Genomic DNA, 20,318 nt, shown 5'->3' with positions numbered 1-20,318 from the left:
ATGCATGAACCCGAAAGCGTATTTGGACAGATGAAGAACAACCGGGGATTCCGAAGATTCTTACTTCGGGGCTTGCCAAAAGTGAGCCTGGAGGTCGGGTGGCTTTCGCTTGCCCATAATTTGCAGAAAAAAGCCGCAGTGGACCGAAAATGGCAAATGGTGTCACAGGGATAAGACCCTGTAACGCCATTTTTTGTGCAATTGGAGGCCATTCGCAAGTTAGGAGTCACTTACTTCAACCCTTTTGAGACGGCCCCCTTCTTTGTCTGGCGCAACGGTGTTAATCGCAGTCATCCGTCCGCGGAGAGAAAGGAGGCCAAGCTGGCCGCATGATGCGTAAGCGGCAGGAAACAATAGCAAATGCCGGTAAGCAGCGTCGTCACGGCGAGAATGACGCCCCAATTCGATAACGTCTCCTCAGCGGACCGATCATGAATCTGCCAGCCAAACCGCCCGCGCCGGCAGCAGATAATGCCAATGCCAATCTCCATGCCGCGTTCGCGATTCGAAGCACGTCTTTGGCGATGAAGAGCACCGTCTAATTGACCATGCCGGCGGTCCTATTGAACACGACATCGGACAACATAGGACGTCGTAGATCGGAATTGTCGTACTGTCGAAAGGACAGAATTCATGGCGTTCCCCTCTTTACGATGGTTATGATCCCCAGTATACTTTTCTAAAAGAAGAAGAAAAAGCGAAGGGGACACGGGGTTGTTTCGCCTTTTGCGTGGAACGGAGCCGGTTAGCATGGAGACAGAAGATTATTATTTGCTGCTGCGCAAAAGGTTCGTCGATCCGCAGGTACAGCAGCCGTTCGACGTCTCGATGGACGAGTTGACAGACCTGTTCGGCTGCACGCGGCGCAACGCGCAGTTTATTCTCAGACGACTGATGGATGGCGGGTTCATCGACTGGCGCGCAGGCAGGGGCAGAGGCCATCGTTCACGACTCGTTATGCTGCGCGATTACGGGGAGCTTGCGCTGGAGAAGGCGGCGAAGCTGGTGGAGACCGGCCGATTGGCGGAAGCCCGCCGTCTGATCGAAGAATATGCGGACAGCAGGTTAACGTACGCATTCTCGCAATGGCTCGCCGGACAACTGGGGATCAGCCGTAACCCGGAAGAGGAAGACGTCCTGCGTTTTCCTTTCTACCGGACCGTGCCGGCGCTTGATCCGCCGCTTGTCATACGCCGGACGGAGGCGCACTTGGTCGAACAAATTTTCGATACGCTCGTCGCATTTAGGACGATCGACCGCAGCGTGCAGCCGAAGCTTGCCCACTATTGGGAGGTTGGAGACGATGGGCGTAGCTGGACGTTTTTCTTGCGCAAAGGCATCCGCTTTCACAACGGAAAATTGCTGACGGCCCGCGACGCAGTTTATTCGATCGATCGCGTGTTTCGATTGAACGCTGCGCATTGGCTGGCCGGCTATATTCATAAAGTCGAGGTTATGGACACACTTAGCTTCCGGATCGACCTAAGCGCGCCGGTCTCCTGCCTTCTGGAAGCGCTCTGCACGGAGCAATTTGCTATTGTGCCGGAAGATGCGGATCTTCTCTCCGATGCAGACGGCTTCGCGCGATTGCCGGTCGGTACTGGGCCCTTCCAGGTCATCCGCAACGACGAGTCGATGCTTGTCCTGGAGGCGAACGAGCACTACTCTGAAGGCCGGCCGCATATCGACCGGATCGAAATGTGGGTATGGCCGGGCTATGCGGGGATCGACACATCGCAGATTCCTCAGCACGACGCGCAACTTCTCTATTTCGAAGCAAGCGGCGCGAGCAGGTCTCTTCCTTCCTTAGCTCAAGTGGAGGCGGGCAGCGTCTACCTCGTCTTTAATCAGGCGAAGCAAGGCGCTATGCGCGACGAACGGTTTCGGCGGGGGATTCGGCACGGTCTAGACCGCCGGCGTATGATCGAGGAGTTGGGGGGACTTCGGCATTCGGTGGCGGAAGGCTTCCTGCTTCCCGATCAGCTGCCGTTCGGCGAGACCGGCGAGGATGCCGATCTCTCGCTTGCGGCCGAAACAATCAAGCAATCGGACTATCGCGGAGAGACGATTCGTATCTTCACGTATGCCATGGCCAGCAACGAGCAGAACGCGGCATGGATACAGCGCGCATGCGGCGTCATTGGCGTGCAAGCCGAAGTCATTGCGTTGCCGATCGAACGATTGGCCGAACCGGGCGTCATGCTCGGCGCCGACCTGATCGTGGCGGGAGAAGTGATGGGTGAGCAGCCTGATTTGACGCTGATTGGCGTATACACGTCGTCACGAAGCTTCATCAGGCCATTGCTGGCAGAAGCCGACCGCCAGGCGGTGGACGCGCAAATTGCCGACTGCCTGAAAGAACGAAATATCGAAGGTAGGATGAGGGGGCTTGCCGCGATCGAAGAGCGGTTGAAGCGCTCCTGCAGCCTGCTGTTCCTGTACCATAGCGTCCAGACGGCGGATTACGATCCGTCGCTTCGAGGAATTACGCTCAACGCCTGGGGCAAAGTCAACTATAAAGAGGTATGGATAAGACGCCATGCCGGTCAAGCCAAGCACGGCCAAGACTGAACGGAGGACGCAAGATGAGATATATCAGTATTGAGCAGGTGGAACCGGGTCAATATTTGGGGAAGACGGTCTACTCGGCCAATGGCACGGTCATGCTGTCGGCAGGCGTACAGCTCACCGTGTTTATGATCAACACGCTCAATCGGATCGGCGTCACCATGATCTACATCCAGGATCCGACGCTTGTGGACGTGGAGACGGAGGACGTATTGAGCGAGCGGACGAAGCAGGCCGTCATCCGGGAGATGAACGACACATTCGAGGCCGTTCGTTCCGGCAAGGAATGGAGCACGAAGAAGATCGGCGCCAGCGTCAGCCAAATCATGGAAGACGTCATGAACAACAAGGAAGTGCTCGTGCAGCTGACGGACATCCGGACCAAAGACAACGCCCGTTACGTCCATTCGCTGAACGTCTGCATGATGTCCACGCTGATCGGCATGAACATGGGATTGAACGCGTTACAGCTCAAGGACTTGGCGATTGGCGCGCTGCTGCACGACGTCGGCAAGACGCTGCCGGGCGCGAAGTCGGATCCGGCGCTCGATCTGAAACAGCATCATACGTGGCGAGGCTACGAGTTGTTGAAAAGCAAGCACGAGTTCAATCTGCTTATTGCCCACGTCGCGCTGCAGCATCACGAGAGGCTGGACGGCAAGGGCATTCCGCGCGGCCTAACGGCGCCGGACATTCATCTCTATGCGAAGATCGTGGCTGTCGCGAATTTGTACGATAATCTGATTAATGTTTACGATGGCGAAGGGCTGCTGCCGCATGACGCATGCGAGAAGCTTATGTCGCTGTCCGGCGAGGCGCTCGATCGAGACGTGCTGATTCAATTCACGCGGATCGTCTCCGTCTACCCGAATGGCATGGCTGTCCGTCTGTCCACGAAAGAAACGGGTGTCGTGGTCAGACAGCACCGCGGATTGCCGGGCCGTCCGGTCATTCGGGTCGCCAAAGGAGAGAAAGACGAGATGGAGGTCAAGGAGATCGATCTGGCCGTCCATACGACGGTGTTCATCGAAGCGGTCTTGGCTTAAGCGGAGTGATGCCAGATGATCTATTATACAGCGGCTCTGCTCACGGCGGCCGCAATCCTGCTCGTTCGCAACCTACGTCATCCCGTGAATCGAGCGGCGTCGGTCTTTCTGATCAGCGCGTCTTTGGGAGGGTTGGAAGGCGTAGTTGCGGACACGAGTCTCCCGTGGCTCGCGCGCGTCGTACAGGTGGCGAACCTGGTCCTGACGCCATATACGGTCCTGTTGTTCGTGATCGTATATACGGCCACGAGGCACTCGCGGCGAGCGGTAAAATGGGCTGGGTGGCTGTTGTTTCTCCCGGTCAGCGCGGCTTTCGTGACGGAGATCTGGTTCAATACAAGCGGCATTCATTATGGTTGGCTGCTCGCGTGGGCGGGACCGTATTATGCAGCGGCATGCGGTCTTCTCCTTCGCGCGGTATGGCGGGCGGAGACGCCGCAGCTGAAGCGAAGCCGGTTAATCCTTGCGATAATCATGGTGCCAACTCTATTGGCGGTTGTCGTTTTTATTTACGGGGCACGGGCGATATGGCCGGAGTTTGCTTTCATGCGGTATATTTCTTTATTTTTCATCTATTCGTTCGGCGTGGCGCTGCTGGGGTCATTCCTGTATGGCGTGCTCGGCGTCAAACTGACGTTCGAGCGCGATCCGCTGGATACGGCAATGAAATCAGTCACGTCGGGTACGGCCATGCTTAATCACGCCCTGAAGAACGAGCTCGGCAAAATCGCCATCAGCACCGAGAATCTTCGAGCCGAGTTAACGCCCGGCCAGGAGGGGGAGCGTGATGCCGAAGATCATCTGCGGATTATCGCGAATGCATCGTCGCATATGATGGACATGGTATCGCGGATCCACGCACAGACGCGGGAGATCGTGCTGCAGGAGAAGCCATGCGCGCTGGCGGGGCTGGTCCAATCCAGCGCGGACGGGTATGCGAGCATGCTAGTGTCGCGGGAAATCTCGCTGGACATCGAATACCGAACTCGGCCGATCGTCATCTGCGACGCCGTGCATATCAAGGAAGCGTTGGGCAATCTGATCCGCAATGCCGCGGAGGCTATGCCAACAGGCGGCGCCGTCACGATCGTGCTCGAATCGGACAAGAAGCACATTCGGGTCACGGTGGTTGACACAGGGGCCGGCATAACCCGAGAAGCGTCTGCCCGTGTATTCGAGCCGTTCTACTCGACGAAGAGGGGGCATGACAATTATGGCTTGGGGCTGTCCTATGTCTATAACGTCATGACGCGAAGCGGCGGCCGGGTAGAAATAAGCGGCGAACCGGGGCAGGGGACCAAGGCCACGCTTCTACTGCCGCTCAAGAAGATAGTCTCCGCCGGAGAGGGAGGAGCGATGCGTCCATGACTCATATACGGGTGATGATGGTGGAAGATGATCCGGATTGGATCAAGGCGGTCACTGCATTTTTGAATCGGGAGGCGGATCTGCTCGTCGTCGGATCGGCAACCACGGCGGAAGAAGCCGTCAGGCTGGCCAAGGAACTCGCATTCGATGTTGTGCTTATGGATATTCAGCTGTCGGACAAGGAGTATGAAGGCATTCATGCGGCGATGGACATCCATGCGACTCATCCGGCCAAAATCGTGATGCTCACCTCTGTCCGCGACGAACGCGCGATGACGCAATCGTTCACCGCGGGCGCGATCGATTATATCGAGAAGACGCGATTCCAGGAGCTTCCGCAAGCGATCCGCAAGGCCTATCATCATGCTGCCCCGATGGAGGCGCTGCTCAAGGAGTTCAGCCGGCTCAAGCGGGAAGAACAGCTGAAGGAGCTGACGATCGCGGAGCGCGAAGTATTCGAGCTGATCGAGGATGGCTATACGCAGCCGCAGATCGGGAAGAAGCTGTTCAAGGCAGAGAGCACGCTGAAGAACCAGATTAACAAAATGCTCAAGAAGCTCGGCGCGAAGAGCAGCCGGGAAGCGGTCGAGCTCGTTCGCAAGAAAGGGCTTGGGCCGAAGCCGGGAGAGGGGGATTCGAGACATGATCATTGATTTGACGCATCTGGTCGAACACGGATTGCCGGTCTATCCGGGCGATGCAGAGACGACGCTCGTCCATGACCGCCAGCTGCACCGGGACCATTACAATAACCACCTGCTGACGATCAATATGCATGCCGGCACCCATATGGACGGACCGATGCATCTGACCGACTCGACGACGTATTTGAACGATTATCCGGTTGATCGTTTCGTCGGGAAGGGCTGTTTGATCGACGCCGCCTTCGAGCGGGAAATCGACTATAGACCCGAATATGAGGCGCTCATTCCCGAGGAATCGATCGTGGTCGTCCATACCGGTCATGGCCGCCTATTCGGAAAGCCGGGCTACTTCGAAGAGTATCCGGTGCTGACCGTCCCTTTCGCACAGCTGCTCGCACGCAAACGGGTAAAGATCGTCGGGCTCGACACGCCATCGCCTGATCGCTATCCGTTCGAGGTGCACCGGAGCTTGTTTGCGAACGACGTGCTCATCCTGGAAAATCTGGCTAACGTGGAGAAGCTCGTCGGGGCGGCGGCGTTCGAAATTACAGCACTTCCGCTGCGCATCCGGGCAGACTCGTCGATTGCGCGCGTGATCGCGAGAATCGAGAAGCCGTGAGCGGGGGTGGCGATCCGCAAACAGCAATGGACTATGTACATATAAATAAGTGTCATACAATTCGTAAGTATCAGGGAACTCGAATTGTGTAGGGGGTACTACGACTTGTAGTACCCTTCTTCATATGCTCCCACGTAAGTTGGAACTCCCGCGCGGAACCATATAGGCTTACAATACACTCAGAAGAGGAGGCAGACAGCGATGAACGCACGCGGTAAACCTGACGATACGGCGGACTATCCGGACATAATGCTTATCGATGGCGAATGCGCGCTGTGTCACGGCATTACGCGATTCGTAATCGAACGCGATCGCGCAACAAGATTTCGCTTCGTTGCGCTCCAATCGCCCGTCGGCATTCGGCTGTTGAAGCGGCACGGACTGCCGGTAGGCGATATGGATACATTCGTGCTCATCGACGGCGGACGGGCTTATGTGAAATCCGCGGCGGCGCTGCGCGTGCTGCGCAAGCTCGGCGGCGGTTGGCGGTTGTTATCGCTTTGCTTGGTCGTACCGAAATTCATCCGGGATTGGGTATACGACCGCATCGCCGGCAGCCGCTACCGGCTGTTCGGGCGGAGTGAAGTCTGTCTGCTTCCTACGCCGGATATTGTGGGCCGGTTCGCGCTGGCGGAAGAGGGAGTGGATGAGCTCGATGAAGAGGGCGAGGCCGATTTACGTTGAGATCAGGATCAAGACGGATATGGATCGACTTTGGGCGCATACGCAGCAGCCCGATAAGCACGAGCAGTGGGACGTGCGTTTTACGGGAATTCGCTACATGCCGCAATCGAAGCGGGGCGTGCAGCGTTTTCGCTACATGACGCGCATCGGCTTCGGCGTTCGCATCGAAGGGACGGGCGAAACGAGAGAGCGAACCGACATCAGGACGGGCGAGCGTATATCGACGCTTCGATTCGGTTCGGATCAGCGCTTGTCGCTTATTCGAGAGGGTAGAGGATACTGGAAATATGTACCGCAAGATGGGTATATCGTTTTCTCGACCCAATATGACTATGTAACCCGTTTCGGCCTTGCGGGAAGGGTATTCGACAAGTTCCTCTTTCGTCCGCTTATGGGCTTCGCGACGGCATGGAGCTTCGATGCCCTTCGATTATGGCTGGAGAAAGGCTCCGCGCCAGCCGCCACGATCGGACGCGCGCTTATTCATTATGGCTGCGTGCTGCTGCTCGCCTTGTTATGGGCCTACGAAGGGGTAGTCCCGAAGCTGTTGTTCCCGGAAGGCGGCGAATTGGCGCTTCTCAAGCAAACCGGTTTGTTCCCTGATCAGGAAGCAAGCATGCTGGCTTGGCTAGGAATTGCCGAGCTCGGTATTTCGATAGCTACGATCGCCTTCCATCGCTCGAAGCGGCTGTTCGCGGCGCAAGCTGTGCTGCTCGTACTGCTTGCGGCAGCGGCCTTCGTAGCCAACCCGGAGCTGCTTGCCGCTCCTTTTAACCCGCTAACACTCAGCGTGCCGATGATTGGACTGAACTGGATCGCGTCGCGTACCGTGGATGACTTGCCTCGGGCGATCCGGTGCGTGCGCAAACCGGCTGGACGAACCGAGAGGAAGGCGACCCGTCATGGCTTCGATCTATGAACAAGCGCTCGGTGCGGAATTTCGCAAGCTGCATCCCCGAATCCAAGAGCGTTTCGGGTTCGACAGCATTGACCGAATCGCTTCGATCGGCCGTGGGACGATGGACCGTATTTGGTATGCCAAGTGGGCTTTCGCTCCTTTGATGGTTGGCGCGTCCAGATCTATTATGTTTCCGCAGGGAGGACGCGACATCCCGTTTCAAATCTCTAATTACGCTTACCGGGATGGCTTTGGCCGTGAAACGGTCACTTGGCTGCGTGCCTTCCGATTTCCTCGAACGATCCGCAAGTTCGATGCGACGATGATTTACAGCGAGAAGCGCTCGCGTATTGTCGACTATTTGGGCAGCAAACAGCATTTAGCGGTGGATTTGGAATTGGCGGTTGCACCGAACGGAGGCGTCCGCATCCAATCCGCTGATCAGCGTTTCTACGAAAGATGGATTCGGTTTCCGTTCCCCAGAGCATTGACGGGTATCGCCGATGTGTGCGAATGGTATGACGACGAGTTGAGCTGTTTTAGGATCAGTGTGCAGGTGGCAAGTCCGATTTTCGGCCCGGTATTCCGGTATAATGGAACTTTCCAAGCGGCATTCGTCCGGATGGATCCGCACGAAATTCCGCTTGAAGCCAGACCGTTGCGGGAACAATCAAGGGAGTAAACGGTATCTATGGGCCGAGCCGACTCGGGATTCGAGCGGATTTTGGGGAATCCGGGGCACCGCGATGCTTCGGCTGCGTAGTAATTCTTACTACTGCTGACGCGAGGTGATGGTAATGGAAGGTTTTGGGCTATTCGGACTGGGCCTCTTTTTCGTAAGTTTCCTCCTGTTTATCGTTCATATTATGCTGTGCGTCTGGGCATTCAAGGATGCGCGCCGCAGGGGCAGAAGCCCGGAGTTCGCGCTGCTCGTGCTGCTGGCGATCTTGTTTTTCCCGATTCTCGGCCTCATTGTGTATTTGTTCATTCGCGAGCTATGATGCGAGAACTGCTGCTCCTGCGCACATTTCTTTTGCGCCGCGCGATAAGAAAACGGCAAACGGTGGAATGCTAAACCGGGCGAGTAATCGCATTCCAACGTTGGAAAGGAGACGGCAGGCGATGAGCAAGAAGAATAACGCGCCGAATCAACTGGAAGGTACCGAGCTGACGCGCGAACAATTCGAGGACGCCTACAACGCCGGAACAAGCGACGGCGTGCAGCAGCTGGCGGACGGCGAAGTAAAGATCGAGAACGAAGGGTACTACAAATAGCGAGAAATAGCGAAGAAGCGGAAGAGGCCCGGATGAGGCCTCTTTTTCATTGGAGATTATTCATTTTCGGCCGCCAGAAACCGACGAATAAGAGGAGGACTATTTATGGCAGATGAAGGAGTTATTAGGCATGAAGAAGCACAATCATTGGCGGAGCGGTTTGCTGATCCTGGGCGCGACCGTACTGCTGGCAGGCGGCGGAGCTGCCGGAACGGGCATCGGGATGCCTCGCGCGGAGGTCGATGCGGCAACATCTGTGACACAGCTCTCGTATCCTGCGGGGACGGTCACCACGGCGGCGAATAACCGCGTACCGCTCGCGGATCGGCTGATCGCGCCGGCATCCGCCGTCATTGCGTATACGACGGGCAACCCGGCTGTCGCGAAGGTAAACGAGAAAGGCGTTCTGCTGCCCGTGGCGCCGGGGCGGACGACGATCACCGTCAAGGCGTTCACAGATGAGGGAGCATCCAGCATGTCGCTACCAGTCGTCGTTACCGCGGCGAAACCGTTGGCGGGGAAGGCAACGTACGCGAGCCGCAGGGTGAACGCCGGCGGTCGCACGTTCACGGTTCACACCGTCACGGTGCCCAAAGGAACGCCGGTGACGGCGGGACTTGCGTCCAGACAGGTCGGCAGCGCGCAAAGTTTGACGGCCATCGCGGCCGCATATCGGGCGGATACGGCAATCAACGGTACATTCTTCGAGGCGTATAACGGCACTCCGGACCCGTACGGCAATGTGATCAGCAACGGCATTCCGGCACATATCGGCAATACCGGCACGACGGTCGGGTTCCGATGGGACGGAACGGCAGTCATGGATACGCTTCGCTTAGGCATCGCGGGATCGGTTGCGAACGAGAAGGGACCTCGGAGCTGGTACGCGTATTTCCTTAACCGGACGCCGGTCTCGGATACGACGGCCACATTATTCACGCCGGCGCGCGGCAGCAGGATCGGCTTCGCGGCGGAGAAGGCGATCATCGTGCGCAGCGGCGCGGTCGTCCGCATTGCACGCGGCGAGAACGCGGCGATTCCGGCGGATGGGTTCGTCATTGTATTCGCAGGCAAGGAGAGCGGACAGGCGGATCGTTTCCAGGTCGGCGCGAAGGTGGACTATACATTCACGTACCGCAACGATGCGGGCAAGGAATTGGACTGGTCCGATGTGCATACGGCGATCGGAGCAGGTCCGCGGCTGGTGAAGGATGGCAAGATTGCGGTCGATCCGGCGGCGGAAGGGTTCAAGGATCCCAAAATTCTTACCGGCGGCGGCGCCCGCAGCGGGATAGCCATTCTGAAGAACGGCTCGGTCATGCTGGCCACCGTACCCGGTGCGACGATGAAGCAGTGGGCGCTCATTATGCAGCAGCTTGGCGCTGCGCAGGCGATGAATTTGGACGGCGGCGCTTCTTCGGGGCTCCTAACCGGCGGCAAGACGGTCACGACGCCGGGCCGCGCGTTGAGCAACGCGCTCGTGTTCGGCGCGAACTTGAAGTGGTAATCGCCTACAGAGGCAGCGACGGCAGGGAGACCTGACGTGCGCTCCCTTTTGCCGTATTAGCCTTCATATCATCCCTCATCAAAACGCAGAACGGCAGCGATTGACGGGGATTACCCCAACAACCGCTGCCGTTCTTGTCGCCGCGCTATACAAGGCGATAGTCGTCCGTCTTCTCGCCATCTTCCCAAATTTCCACGAACAGCGCGTCGGCGCCTTCCGCGTCGTCGAGCGTCATGGCGAGCGCCCGCTCCTCGTCGTTCCCGACATAGACGTTCTCCATGCCGTCTTCGGAGAACGCAAGCACCACGTAAATTTTCATGATCATGACCTCCTGCTGCAAGCGATGCGAGCATTATACCACACCGCGGGAGATCCTATCCGGTTATTTCATCAAGCCGGAACGAAGCACGTCGTCGTAAAAGTCGGTGAATTCAGAAAAATCTAGCTGCTGAGCGGCATCGGACAACGCGATTGCCGGGTTCGGGTGCACCTCGACCATGACGCCGTCTGCGCCTGCGGCCAGCGCTGCTTTGGCGCATGGGGCCAATATATCTTTGCGTCCCGTGGAGTGCGTCACGTCGACGAGCACCGGCAGGTGGCTCTCCCGCTTCAGAATCGGCACCGCGGAAATATCGAGCGTATTGCGGGTTGCCTTCTCGTACGTGCGGATGCCGCGCTCGATAAGCATCACTTGCGTATTGCCGCGCGAGACGATATATTCCGCCGCATGCAGCAGCTCGTCGATTGTCGCGGCAAGCCCGCGTTTGAGAAGGATTGGCTTGCGTACGTCGCCGGCCGCCTTCAGCAGCTCGAAGTTCTGCATGTTGCGTGCTCCGATTTGGATGACGTCGATGTACTCGCAGGCGAGCTCGACGTGGGCGGGATCGACGATTTCGCTGATCGTCTTCAGGCCGAATTCGTCCGCAACTTCTTTGAGGATACGCAGCCCTTCAACGCCCAGGCCTTGAAAATCGTACGGCGATGTACGCGGTTTGAAGGCGCCGCCCCGCATGACCGTAATGCCGGATGCCTTCAGGTGCGCGGCGACTTCGCGGACCTGCTCGTAGCTTTCGACCGAGCAGGGACCGGCGATCATGACAGGCTTGCCGCCGCCGATCGCAACTTCCCCCAGCGTAACGACGGTATTGCGCTCTTGACGTTTACGGCTGACGAGCAGATGTTTCCCGTGATCCTCCTGCTGGATTTTAAGCGACGCTTGGAATATCTGCTTGAACAGGTGGCGGATCGTCTCATCGTCGAACGGACCGTTGTTCTTCGCGACCAATTCCTTGAGCATCAGCTGCTCGCGTACCGGATCGTATTTGGGTACGCCTTGTCTTTCTTTCTCGGCTCCGATCTCCAGCGCGATCGCCGCGCGTTCGCTCAGCATCGTCAGCAGAGCCTGATTGACGCCGTCCAATTGGCGACGCAGTTTCTCCAATCGTGTCTCGTTCATCTTGCGTCTCTCCTTATGTGTATAAAATAAAAAAGACTTCTCCTCCGCAAGGGACGAGAAGTCGTGGTACCACCCTAATTAGCAACCCGCGGCCCGAAACGGTATTCAGGCGGGAATGCTCACTCAAACCCTTTAACGCAGGGAGTACGTGCAGTCCTACTTAGAACGCGACCATGACGCCAACGCGTTCGTTCAGGTGCAGGCTTCGGAGTGAACTTCGGCAGGCGATTTCGCTCGGACGCTCTCAGTCGGCGGCGTTCCGTCCCTGTCTTGCGAAATGATGCCCGCTTACTCTCTCCATCATCGCCTTTGCGAAGATGTGCAGCAAGTTAAGATGGATTCTATACCATGCGGAAGAAGCGATGCAAGTTCGCGATTTAACGCTAAATTGCTGTATTGTGTTAAAGCGGGCGGGGGATCGAGAATGGACGATGGGGGTGATTAGCCTTCTTGCCAGCGCATTCAGAATGCCGCCAACGACGGTCGGACTGGCCGAGAATTCAAGCATTTGCCAAGGTGAGAAGCTATGCCAGTTCCGATGGCATGCATGTTGACGGTCAGAAGGCCTTCAACCAGGTCGCAGGGAGCAAACGGCAGGGATTGTATCAAAATAATACAAACAAATCCGCGATCATCCCGACGATATCACTCGGCAATGAAAGCGGATACGAATTCAACGCGTACATTCGCGAACTCAGCAGACGTTGTGCTCGCCCGCCGGAGGATAGGCTGTACCCCATCCTGTTATTTCACGTCCTGAACGTTGGCGTGAATTGTGAAGGGAGACAATGAAAACATAGAAGTGTACGCTTTTCAAACTCCATCGCCCGAATATCAAACCAACGGTATTATTCGGGCGTCAATGACGATCGAGCAATGTCCATTCTCAGGCTTGCAAGGCGACAATCAACTGTCAAGTGCCCCGCATTCGGCTGTAACCAAATTGTAATCTTGTCCTCGCCAAGAAACAACAAAAAATGCAAATAGAAGCTGTTATACTGAAGCTACGCTTAGGGAGCTAGGCGATAACGGGAGGGATTATCCATGAGCGAGTTCGAACAAGAAGAAGTCGTCGCATCCGAAGTTGAAGCAGCGGAAGAGGAAAGTGCAGCTGCCGAAGAGGAAGTCGCGGTAGAAGAAGCGGCCGAAGAGGCATCGGACGAATCGGAAGCCGAAGAAGCGGCGGAAGAGGAAGCTGCGGACGAAAGCTTGGAAGCGGATTCAGAAGCGTCGGCTGAGGAGGAAGTTGCGGCATCGGAAGAATCGGAAGATTCGGAGGAGGCGGCTGACGAGGCTGCCGATGAGGAAGAAGCGGCCGACTAACCTTCGTTCGGCTCTGTCTTCTCCCAAACTGAACATGAACAATCGAAGAGAGACGTTCCGCCATATGCGGGGGTCTCTCTTTTTGGCTTGCGCGCATGTAGTCGGTCAAACGGACGTACGTCTCCAGACGGGGAGGAGTTGGTCCCCCGGACGGTTCATCCGTTTCCTAATCTTGGTTACCATGTAAGGGATAATCGAGATCAGGCAATGGAGGAGATAAGATGCGATTGTGGGAGATCGCGCTGCTGGCGTCCAATCTGGCGCTGGCCGTGCTGCTGATCATTGGCGGACATTCGAAAGTCATGCGGAACCTCGCTTTGACTGCAGTTGGGCTTGGATCGGGGACTTTGCTCGTTCATTTGGCGTTGGAAGGGTATCGGTTCCAGTTGTTTGCCGGCTATTTGGCAGTCGGTCTGCTGCTGGCCGCTTGGGGGGCAAGCCGCAAGCAGGGGACGAAAGGAAGGCGCGTGCTCGTGAAGCTTGTCGCCAGCTGTTCACTTCTGTTATTGCTGCTCTCCGGCGCCGCTGCGCAGCTTATTCCTGTCTTCAAGCTGCCTGAGCTGCCTGGCCCGTACGCGGTGGGCACCCGGATCATCCATGCGGTAGACGAGAGTCGGGAGGATCTGTTGGCAAGTAAAAAAGGGACGAAGCGAGAGCTCGTGATTCAAGTGTGGTATCCGGCGGAGAAAGCAGCAGGCGGCAAACCTATACCGCTCATTCCGGGCGGACGACAGCAGCTTCAAGCGTTCGCGGATCGATTGAACCTGTCAGAGGTGACGCTGGATTACCTCCGATATGTCGCAAGTCGCTCTTCGGAAGCGGCTGCGGTATCCCGCGAAGAACCAAATTATCCGCTGCTGATTCTGAATCACGGCTACGGCACGACAAGGCTGCTTCACGTCGAGCAGGCAGAGGCGCTGGCCAGCCGCGGATACATCGTGGCGGCGATCGATCACACGTATGGCAATATGGCGACGTTGTTCCCGGACGGCCGCGTGGCGGAGTACCGGATCGATAGCGAGCAATTCGACGCGTCGGCCGAGTATCGCAACCAGATCGGACGGCAGTGGGCAAGCGACATCTTATTCACGATCGATTACATGGAGCGGTTGAACGCGGGCAAGGGGGAGAACCGCAATTTCGCGGGCGTCATCGATACGAAGCGAGTGGGCGTATTCGGACATTCGTTCGGCGGGGCGACTTCATATCTGGCGAGCGGCGACGACCGCATCAAAGCGGCAATCGACATGGACGGCACTTTGGTGGATTTCGAAGGGCGCGAAGCGGTGGATAAGCCGTTTATGTGGTTAAGCACATCTTCGACCTATGCCATGTACGAGAAGGTATTGCGGTTCAATGATGAGTCGGGCGGAAAATTAGACGGGTTCGGCGGGACGCCGGAACAATACGAGGCGATGCTCAAGCTGGCAAAAGCTGAGCTGGCGCACATTCATCAACTGATGGAGCGGAAAGGCGAAATGCTGATCATTGAGGGCGCGGAGCACTACAACTTCACGGATGCGCCGCGTCTGTCGCCTCTTCTGCCGAAGACTGGCATGACGGGCAGCTTGAAGGCCGCCCGTTCAGCCCAGTTGATCGATGACGTGGTGGCAGATTTCTTCGACCGCCAATTGAAGGGCAAGCAATCCGGCTCGGATCTATTCCGGACGTATCCGGAATTGCAAGATGTGAAGAAGAAGTTCCTGTCCGAATCCACAAAATAAGATTATCGGATCTCTACCGCGCCGCCGGGAGACTTTCGGGAATCAGGGTAATGAATTCGCGGAGGGCGCTGCTAACGAACGAATCTTTGCGCGTAATGAAATGGGTCGTCATCCGGCCATAAAATTCAGGCAGCGGATAGGCGCGAAGCATGCCCTCGTCGATCTGCCTGCGGATCACGGCAAGCGGCAAGAGCGAGATGCCAAGTCCAGCCGTTACACCGCCCAGAATGGCGTCCAACGTGCCGAATTCCATCATGACCGAATGAGCGAGCCCCTTGGATTTGACCCATGCCTGCAGGATGTCGCGGTAGGAGCAGCCAGCCGTGAAGACGAGAATCGGTCTGGCGAGCGCGGCTTCCAAATCAGGAATGGCAGGGGAGGTTACGACGACGAGCTCTTCTTCGAAAGTCGGCATGGCCTGTAAATCCGGATGGTCCGTGGCGCTGCCGATGAACGCCCCGTCCAGTTCGTACCGGAGCACCTGATCGATGAGGAATTGCGTGTGCCCGGTCGCGATCGATAAGGATACGTTCGGATAACGGCTATAGTAGTCCGTTAGCAAGCCGGGCAGTCTTACCGCGGCGGCCGTCTGCGTCGAACCGATCCGCAGCGCGCCGCCTGGCGCGTCGGAAGCGGACAGCGCAAGCGCCGCTTCATCGAGAAGGCCGATAACCTTGTCGGCATATTGAAGCAGCAGCCGGCCGCTGCCGGATAGGTCCATGCCCCGGTTGTGCCGGGTAAATAGTGTCGTGCCGAGCTCGGTCTCCAACTGCCGGATGCGCGCGGTTATATTGGATTGGACATAACCGAGCGTCCGGGCGGCTTTCGTGACGGAGCCTTCGCGAGCTACCGCTTGGAAGATGCGCAAATCGCCGCTCTCCACGGGCGTTCCCTCCTTGAATCTGGTATCACCAGAAATGATGGCGGATATCGTTATCCTTCATTATACAGAAATGCAAGCCTCCGATACAATAAGACCACGACAAACAATTCGGAGGTTATGCACATGACGCGGATGAAGTATACGCTGCTTATATTGATCACAACGTTCTTGATGGGCATCGCGTTCCCGATTGGGAAGCTCGGTCTTGCCTATGCGCCGCCATTCCTGTTAATGGGCATTCGTTATACGCTGGCAGGCGGTTTGCTCGCCATTGGTATGGCCGGGAGAGCTCCTGTGCCCAAAGGTGGCGAATGGCTGAGGGTAGCAACAATTGGGCTCGTGCAGACAGGGGCCGTCATGGGCTGCGCCTATTACAGCATGCATTGGATCAGCTCGGCAGAATCCTCGATCTTGACGTTCACCAATCCGCTCTTCGTGATCATCCTGGGAACGCTGCTGCTCGGCGCGCGATATCGGCCGCGCCAATGGGTGGGCGTCCTGATCGGCTTCGGAGGCGTGGCGATCGCGTTCGGCGTTCAGCTCGGCTTCGGTCCGGGGACGGTCGCAGGTCTTGGCGGCGCGCTGATGTTCGCCTGCTCGACGCTGCTTATCAAACGGTGGGGCGGACGCTTTAACGTCTATGTGCTGGTGGCGTACCAGATGCTGCTCGGGGGTATTGGGCTGCTCATCATGAGTCTAGTCGCCGAAAAACCGACGTTCACGGTATCCGGTCGCTCGTTCGTGATCATGACCTGTCTCGTAATCTTCTGTTCGATCATTCAACTCATCCTATGGTTCAGGCTGCTGCAAGCAGGCGATCCGGCGAAGACGAGCGCATTCCTCTTCCTCGTGCCGATCTTCGGCGTGCTGGGAAGCTGGCTGCTGCTCGGCGAACCGCTCGCCTGGAACGCGGCCATCGGCGGCTTATGCACCGGAGTTGGCATCTTTCTCGTGAACTGGGAAGGAGCCCGGCCGACCGTGGAAAAATCGGTTGCCGTTTCCTGATTATGGGTGTAAACTGAAGAAAATCAAAGGCGCATGCGACTGGCGTAAACATGGAGAACCATGAGGAAGCATGCCGCTTGAAGCCGTACGCCTGGGCGAAGTATTTGATCTTGCGGTCAAATGCTTTTTTTATTGTCTAAGAAGGCGAGGGATACGTAATGAAAATGGCAATTGTATTGTTCGACGGGATGACGACGCTTGATTTCTCGGGGTTTTTCGATGCGATGACGCAGCTCAACCGGATTCCCGGCACGGGCGGCGTATCCTGGCGGTTCTGTGCGATGACCGAGTCGATCGTGGACGACCGGGGGCTTGCGATGAGGGCGAACTCCGTATCGGAGAACTTGTCTGATTACGACCTCGTATTCGTGCCGGGCGGCATGGCGACCAGGCAGCTGCGGCATGACGAAGCGTTCCTTGCTTGGCTGCGCACGGCAAGCGGCGTCCCCTGGAAGGTGTCCGTCTGCACGGGAGGGCTGCTCATGGGCGCGGCGGGCTGGCTGAGCGGCAAGCGGGCGACGACGAATAAGTCGGCGTACGATCTGCTTGCCCCTTACTGCGGGGAAGTGGCGTACGAGCGATATGTGCGGGATGGCCAAGTCTTCACGGGAGGCGGCGTGTCGGCTTCCATCGATCTGGGGCTGTTCGTCGTAGAGTCGCTGTATGGGGCAGCGGCTGCGAAGGAGGCTGGCCGTATGATGGACTACCCGTACTATCCGTACAAAGATGAGGGAGAGGCGGGCAGTCACGCGCTGCGGACGCAATTGTAGGATTACGCTTTCCAAAGGTCGAAAGTAGAATAATGGGAGGTGCGAGAATATGGCCAGCGAAACAACCGAATTCCGGCAATTCTTGACGGAAGCCAAACGCAATGCCTATGCATCCGGTACAGGCATTGCGGTGCGGACAACGGAAGACGGAACGAAAGAAATCGCCTATGAGCGCGAGGCATATCGTTACAAGGATTGCTATACAGGCGAGCTTGACTTCATCGGCGAGGAGAAAGTATGGCATCAAGGGCGGCCTGTCTGGGGGATGAATTATTACGGCTTCACCCATGAGCCGATCGAAGGTTTTCCCGGCTTTCTGCTCGATTGCTTGAAGCAGGTGCCGGTCGAGGCGCCATACCGCGGGCCTGCTACCGTAAGCTCGGATCGATTCGTATATTCATGCAGCTGGGATGGCGATGAGCAATGGTTTCGCGGCGAGGAGTCGATCCGGTACGAAGGGCGGGTTATTTTCTCGCTGGCGTTCCACGGCGGACGCATTCGGTTCGAATAGGAACTCCGGCGGGGGCAAGTGTACTCGCGGGTGCGCGACGCATAAGAGGGGGCAGCTCAATTGACAAGCGAGTCGCAAGTTACTTTTAAGGCAGGCAAAACCTATAATCGATATTTTCTGTTCATGACGTCCCTCGTTGCGCTTATACCCGTGACGACCTCCATGAGCATTGCACTCGATGGTTGGACGTGGTGGATGGTTGGCTTGCAGCTCCTTTTGATCGCAGGGTTGGGAGCATTGCTGGCGTTAGCGGTGAAGGAACAGCGGAAGCTTGCCGATGTGCGGGTCGATCGGATGGAATTGCGAATGGATGGCGCGTTGATCCGGCCCTCGGACGTGAAGCAGGTCCGGTTAAACGGCAAGTCGGCAGAGATCCACTTGAACATCGGCAATCCGGTGGAGCGCGTGTACCGGTATAAGGGCGACGAGTCGGAGCTGGAACGGGTACGTTCGGCGCTGGAGGCGTTCGGACGGGAGCAAGGCATTACGGTCGTGAAATAAGGAGCGATAGGATGAGTAAGATTCGAGATGGAATTCTCGGGCTGTGCGTGGGCGACGCGCTCGGCGTGCCGGCCGAGTTCCGGTCCCGCCACGAGATGGATGCTTCGCCGATTACGGACATGATCGGCTACCAGTCGCATAATCAGCCGCCGGGGACGTGGTCGGACGACAGCTCGCTGACGTTCGCACTCATGGAGAGCGTGGCCGATTGTGGCGAAGTCGATCTATACGACATCGCGGACAAATTCACCGGCTGGTTGTACAAATCACGCTGGACGCCGCACGGCCGCGTGTTCGACGTCGGCATCGCGACCGCTCGTGCCATCGAAAGGCTGAACGACGACATCATACGGCCCGATCTGGCGGGCGGTCGCAGCGAGAACAGCAACGGCAACGGCTCGCTCATGCGAATCCTTCCGCTTGCCTATTGGCTGAGAAGCGCGCCGCTCGAGGAGCGGATGACGGTCATCCGGCAAGTATCGTCCATCACGCACGGACATGCGGTATCCGTGATCGCGTGCGCGATTTACGTAGAGATCGCAATGGGCCTACTGGACGGATTATCGCTGCCAAGCAGTATCGCAAGCGCGTCAGATACCATCAGGGCGGCATTCGGCAGCGAGACCGAGCTTCGGCGATTCGATCGCATTCTGATTGGCGGCATTACGGACATCCCTCGGGATGAAATCCATTCCGGCGGGTATGTCGTGCATACGTTGGAAGCCAGCCTTTGGTGTCTGCTCCGCTCGTCTTCCTACGAGGAGGCGGTGCTCGCCGCGATCAATCTCGGCGAAGACACGGATACGACGGGCGCGGTTGCGGGCGGCTTGGCCGGTATTCTGTATGGCGCTTCGGCGATCCCGGAGCATTGGGTGAATGGGCTCGCGCGGCTAGGCGACATCGAAGCGCTGTGCGAACGATTCGGATCGGCGTGCGAGACTAACCCCAATCGCGCGTAGCGGAATGAAGCAGGAGGTGCGGGCGATATGGAATTGTACTTTCGGGACAATTTTTTCAACTCCGGGACGACCGATATTCTGAGCGGGGATCAAGAGAAGATCGGCGAGGTCGATTTGCTGAGCTCGTTCGGATCGTCGCTGGAAGTGTTCGACGGGGCGGGCGGCGCACTCTACAGCGGAGAGTTCCCGTTCTTCTCGGGCAAATGGACCATTACGGGCGCGGATGGAACGGCGTGCGGGCGTTTGCGGGACCGCATAGCGTTCTTCTCGAAGAAGTTCGAATACGAGGCGTATGGCAGAGGTGTTTACGAAATTCGCGCCGAGGCATTCTCGAGCGAATATGAAATTCGAGATGAGCAGGGACAGCTGGCTGCGACGTTCGAGAAAGTAAGCGGCTGGTTCTCTTCATCCGCCTACCGGCTGAGCTGCGCACCAACTTCCGTGGACGCCTACGAGTGGGTGGCCGTCATCCTCGGGATGAATGAAATTCAGAAACGGCAGCGTAGTTGACCCGCAAGTCCTGGTCAATTTGAGTCTCTGCCATTGCACGACAATAAAGCCTGGGTGCCCGCGCAAG

General features: G+C 57.3%; 24 protein-coding genes and 1 riboswitch. Of the genes, 20 read left to right on the top strand and 4 right to left on the bottom strand.

Features of this window, described 5'->3' with window-relative positions; translation table 11 throughout:
- Positions 1-174: transposase (locus ACFFSY_RS21390; protein WP_377497869.1), on the top strand; the 174-nt coding region annotated here is incomplete at its 5' end.
- 116 nt (positions 175-290) lie between these two features.
- Here ACFFSY_RS21390 and ACFFSY_RS21385 read toward each other — a convergent pair.
- On the bottom strand, positions 291-491 hold the full coding sequence (locus ACFFSY_RS21385; RefSeq protein ID WP_377497838.1) for a hypothetical protein: 201 nt from the start codon (positions 489-491) through the stop codon (positions 291-293).
- Between the two features lie 259 nt (positions 492-750).
- Between ACFFSY_RS21385 and ACFFSY_RS21380 the strand changes: the two genes are divergently transcribed.
- The 11 genes from ACFFSY_RS21380 to ACFFSY_RS21330 all read left to right on the top strand — a co-directional run bounded on the left by ACFFSY_RS21380 (position 751) and on the right by ACFFSY_RS21330 (position 10,609).
- On the top strand, positions 751-2,571 hold the full coding sequence (locus ACFFSY_RS21380; RefSeq protein ID WP_377497837.1) for an ABC transporter substrate-binding protein: 1,821 nt from the start codon (positions 751-753) through the stop codon (positions 2,569-2,571).
- Positions 2,572-2,585: 14 nt separating this feature from the next.
- Positions 2,586-3,614, top strand: coding sequence for an HD-GYP domain-containing protein (locus ACFFSY_RS21375; RefSeq protein WP_377497835.1), 1,029 nt, complete (start codon positions 2,586-2,588; stop codon positions 3,612-3,614).
- Positions 3,615-3,629: 15 nt separating this feature from the next.
- Entirely contained in the window at positions 3,630-4,982 is a 1,353-nt protein-coding gene (locus tag ACFFSY_RS21370; protein ID WP_377497833.1) for a sensor histidine kinase, read from the top strand.
- On the top strand, positions 4,979-5,635 hold the full coding sequence (locus ACFFSY_RS21365; RefSeq protein WP_377497831.1) for a response regulator: 657 nt from the start codon (positions 4,979-4,981) through the stop codon (positions 5,633-5,635). Before ACFFSY_RS21370 ends, ACFFSY_RS21365 begins: the two co-directional genes overlap by 4 nt.
- A complete protein-coding gene (locus ACFFSY_RS21360) occupies positions 5,625-6,245 on the top strand; it encodes a cyclase family protein (protein WP_377497829.1) in 621 nt (206 codons plus the stop codon). The genes ACFFSY_RS21365 and ACFFSY_RS21360 overlap by 11 nt, the downstream gene beginning before the upstream one ends.
- Before the next feature lie 201 nt (positions 6,246-6,446).
- Positions 6,447-6,929 carry a thiol-disulfide oxidoreductase DCC family protein gene (locus ACFFSY_RS21355; RefSeq protein ID WP_377497828.1) on the top strand — a complete coding sequence of 161 codons (483 nt, stop codon included), beginning with the start codon at positions 6,447-6,449 and terminating at the stop codon, positions 6,927-6,929.
- A gap of 19 nt (positions 6,930-6,948) precedes the next feature.
- Positions 6,949-7,848, top strand: coding sequence for a DoxX-like family protein (locus tag ACFFSY_RS21350; RefSeq protein WP_377497826.1), 900 nt, complete (start codon positions 6,949-6,951; stop codon positions 7,846-7,848).
- Positions 7,832-8,509 carry a DUF4166 domain-containing protein gene (locus ACFFSY_RS21345; protein ID WP_377497824.1) on the top strand — a complete coding sequence of 226 codons (678 nt, stop codon included), beginning with the start codon at positions 7,832-7,834 and terminating at the stop codon, positions 8,507-8,509. Before ACFFSY_RS21350 ends, ACFFSY_RS21345 begins: the two co-directional genes overlap by 17 nt.
- A 109-nt stretch (positions 8,510-8,618) precedes the next feature.
- On the top strand, positions 8,619-8,828 hold the full coding sequence (locus ACFFSY_RS21340) for a PLDc N-terminal domain-containing protein (protein WP_377497822.1): 210 nt from the start codon (positions 8,619-8,621) through the stop codon (positions 8,826-8,828).
- A gap of 121 nt (positions 8,829-8,949) precedes the next feature.
- Complete coding sequence (locus ACFFSY_RS21335; RefSeq protein ID WP_377497821.1) at positions 8,950-9,102, top strand: hypothetical protein; 153 nt, start codon at positions 8,950-8,952, stop codon at positions 9,100-9,102.
- A gap of 112 nt (positions 9,103-9,214) precedes the next feature.
- A complete protein-coding gene (locus tag ACFFSY_RS21330; RefSeq protein WP_377497819.1) occupies positions 9,215-10,609 on the top strand; it encodes a phosphodiester glycosidase family protein in 1,395 nt (464 codons plus the stop codon).
- A 145-nt stretch (positions 10,610-10,754) separates the two neighbouring features.
- Here ACFFSY_RS21330 and ACFFSY_RS21325 read toward each other — a convergent pair whose 3' ends face one another.
- On the bottom strand, positions 10,755-10,928 hold the full coding sequence (locus ACFFSY_RS21325) for a hypothetical protein (RefSeq protein WP_377497817.1): 174 nt from the start codon (positions 10,926-10,928) through the stop codon (positions 10,755-10,757).
- Between the two features lie 63 nt (positions 10,929-10,991).
- Positions 10,992-12,065: a bifunctional 3-deoxy-7-phosphoheptulonate synthase/chorismate mutase gene (locus ACFFSY_RS21320; protein ID WP_377497815.1), complete on the bottom strand. Its 1,074-nt coding sequence runs from the start codon at positions 12,063-12,065 to the stop codon at positions 10,992-10,994.
- Between the two features lie 1,044 nt (positions 12,066-13,109).
- Here ACFFSY_RS21320 and ACFFSY_RS21315 point away from each other — a divergent pair.
- Both ACFFSY_RS21315 and ACFFSY_RS21310 read left to right on the top strand, forming a co-directional pair.
- A complete protein-coding gene (locus ACFFSY_RS21315; protein ID WP_377497813.1) occupies positions 13,110-13,388 on the top strand; it encodes a hypothetical protein in 279 nt (92 codons plus the stop codon).
- A gap of 221 nt (positions 13,389-13,609) precedes the next feature.
- Complete coding sequence (locus ACFFSY_RS21310; protein ID WP_377497811.1) at positions 13,610-15,112, top strand: alpha/beta hydrolase family protein; 1,503 nt, start codon at positions 13,610-13,612, stop codon at positions 15,110-15,112.
- 13 nt (positions 15,113-15,125) lie between these two features.
- Here ACFFSY_RS21310 and ACFFSY_RS21305 read toward each other — a convergent pair whose 3' ends face one another.
- Entirely contained in the window at positions 15,126-15,995 is an 870-nt protein-coding gene (locus tag ACFFSY_RS21305; protein WP_377497809.1) for a LysR family transcriptional regulator, read from the bottom strand.
- Positions 15,996-16,118: 123 nt separating this feature from the next.
- On the opposite strand from ACFFSY_RS21305, the gene ACFFSY_RS21300 reads away from it, so the two are divergent.
- The 6 genes from ACFFSY_RS21300 to ACFFSY_RS21275 all read left to right on the top strand — a co-directional run bounded on the left by ACFFSY_RS21300 (position 16,119) and on the right by ACFFSY_RS21275 (position 20,251).
- Positions 16,119-17,000, top strand: a complete 882-nt coding sequence (locus ACFFSY_RS21300; protein WP_377497807.1) for a DMT family transporter — start codon at positions 16,119-16,121, stop codon at positions 16,998-17,000.
- A 25-nt stretch (positions 17,001-17,025) separates the two neighbouring features.
- A riboswitch (ZMP/ZTP riboswitch) is annotated at positions 17,026-17,104 on the top strand.
- A 54-nt stretch (positions 17,105-17,158) separates the two neighbouring features.
- Positions 17,159-17,770: a DJ-1/PfpI family protein gene (locus ACFFSY_RS21295; protein ID WP_377497805.1), complete on the top strand. Its 612-nt coding sequence runs from the start codon at positions 17,159-17,161 to the stop codon at positions 17,768-17,770.
- Positions 17,771-17,819: 49 nt separating this feature from the next.
- The gene (locus ACFFSY_RS21290; protein WP_377497803.1) at positions 17,820-18,281 is read left to right on the top strand and encodes a DUF5680 domain-containing protein; all 462 of its coding nucleotides are present in this window, start codon (positions 17,820-17,822) and stop codon (positions 18,279-18,281) included.
- A gap of 60 nt (positions 18,282-18,341) precedes the next feature.
- Positions 18,342-18,782: a hypothetical protein gene (locus tag ACFFSY_RS21285; protein WP_377497801.1), complete on the top strand. Its 441-nt coding sequence runs from the start codon at positions 18,342-18,344 to the stop codon at positions 18,780-18,782.
- A gap of 11 nt (positions 18,783-18,793) precedes the next feature.
- The gene (locus tag ACFFSY_RS21280) at positions 18,794-19,741 is read left to right on the top strand and encodes an ADP-ribosylglycohydrolase family protein (RefSeq protein WP_377497799.1); all 948 of its coding nucleotides are present in this window, start codon (positions 18,794-18,796) and stop codon (positions 19,739-19,741) included.
- Positions 19,742-19,768: 27 nt separating this feature from the next.
- Positions 19,769-20,251 (top strand): LURP-one-related family protein, encoded by a 483-nt coding sequence (locus ACFFSY_RS21275; RefSeq protein ID WP_377497797.1) that lies wholly within the window; start codon positions 19,769-19,771, stop codon positions 20,249-20,251.
- Positions 20,252-20,318 lie beyond the last annotated feature (67 nt).

This window comes from Paenibacillus aurantiacus (assembly GCF_042431225.1).
In the GTDB taxonomy this organism is placed as follows: Bacteria; Bacillota; Bacilli; order Paenibacillales; family Paenibacillaceae; genus Paenibacillus_Z; species Paenibacillus_Z aurantiacus.
Note: the sequence above shows the minus strand (reverse complement) of the source record. Positions and strands in the feature narration are given on the sequence as shown.

Coding starts and splice junctions, on each gene's coding strand:
- ACFFSY_RS21385 (WP_377497838.1), bottom strand. CDS start 491: ATGGAGATTGGCATTGGCATTATCTGCTGCCGGCGCGGGCGGTTTGGC.
- ACFFSY_RS21380 (WP_377497837.1), top strand. CDS start 751: ATGGAGACAGAAGATTATTATTTGCTGCTGCGCAAAAGGTTCGTCGAT.
- ACFFSY_RS21375 (WP_377497835.1), top strand. CDS start 2,586: ATGAGATATATCAGTATTGAGCAGGTGGAACCGGGTCAATATTTGGGG.
- ACFFSY_RS21370 (WP_377497833.1), top strand. CDS start 3,630: ATGATCTATTATACAGCGGCTCTGCTCACGGCGGCCGCAATCCTGCTC.
- ACFFSY_RS21365 (WP_377497831.1), top strand. CDS start 4,979: ATGACTCATATACGGGTGATGATGGTGGAAGATGATCCGGATTGGATC.
- ACFFSY_RS21360 (WP_377497829.1), top strand. CDS start 5,625: ATGATCATTGATTTGACGCATCTGGTCGAACACGGATTGCCGGTCTAT.
- ACFFSY_RS21355 (WP_377497828.1), top strand. CDS start 6,447: ATGAACGCACGCGGTAAACCTGACGATACGGCGGACTATCCGGACATA.
- ACFFSY_RS21350 (WP_377497826.1), top strand. CDS start 6,949: ATGGATCGACTTTGGGCGCATACGCAGCAGCCCGATAAGCACGAGCAG.
- ACFFSY_RS21345 (WP_377497824.1), top strand. CDS start 7,832: ATGGCTTCGATCTATGAACAAGCGCTCGGTGCGGAATTTCGCAAGCTG.
- ACFFSY_RS21340 (WP_377497822.1), top strand. CDS start 8,619: ATGGTAATGGAAGGTTTTGGGCTATTCGGACTGGGCCTCTTTTTCGTA.
- ACFFSY_RS21335 (WP_377497821.1), top strand. CDS start 8,950: ATGAGCAAGAAGAATAACGCGCCGAATCAACTGGAAGGTACCGAGCTG.
- ACFFSY_RS21330 (WP_377497819.1), top strand. CDS start 9,215: ATGAAGGAGTTATTAGGCATGAAGAAGCACAATCATTGGCGGAGCGGT.
- ACFFSY_RS21325 (WP_377497817.1), bottom strand. CDS start 10,928: ATGAAAATTTACGTGGTGCTTGCGTTCTCCGAAGACGGCATGGAGAAC.
- ACFFSY_RS21320 (WP_377497815.1), bottom strand. CDS start 12,065: ATGAACGAGACACGATTGGAGAAACTGCGTCGCCAATTGGACGGCGTC.
- ACFFSY_RS21315 (WP_377497813.1), top strand. CDS start 13,110: ATGAGCGAGTTCGAACAAGAAGAAGTCGTCGCATCCGAAGTTGAAGCA.
- ACFFSY_RS21310 (WP_377497811.1), top strand. CDS start 13,610: ATGCGATTGTGGGAGATCGCGCTGCTGGCGTCCAATCTGGCGCTGGCC.
- ACFFSY_RS21300 (WP_377497807.1), top strand. CDS start 16,119: ATGACGCGGATGAAGTATACGCTGCTTATATTGATCACAACGTTCTTG.
- ACFFSY_RS21295 (WP_377497805.1), top strand. CDS start 17,159: ATGAAAATGGCAATTGTATTGTTCGACGGGATGACGACGCTTGATTTC.
- ACFFSY_RS21290 (WP_377497803.1), top strand. CDS start 17,820: ATGGCCAGCGAAACAACCGAATTCCGGCAATTCTTGACGGAAGCCAAA.
- ACFFSY_RS21280 (WP_377497799.1), top strand. CDS start 18,794: ATGAGTAAGATTCGAGATGGAATTCTCGGGCTGTGCGTGGGCGACGCG.
- ACFFSY_RS21275 (WP_377497797.1), top strand. CDS start 19,769: ATGGAATTGTACTTTCGGGACAATTTTTTCAACTCCGGGACGACCGAT.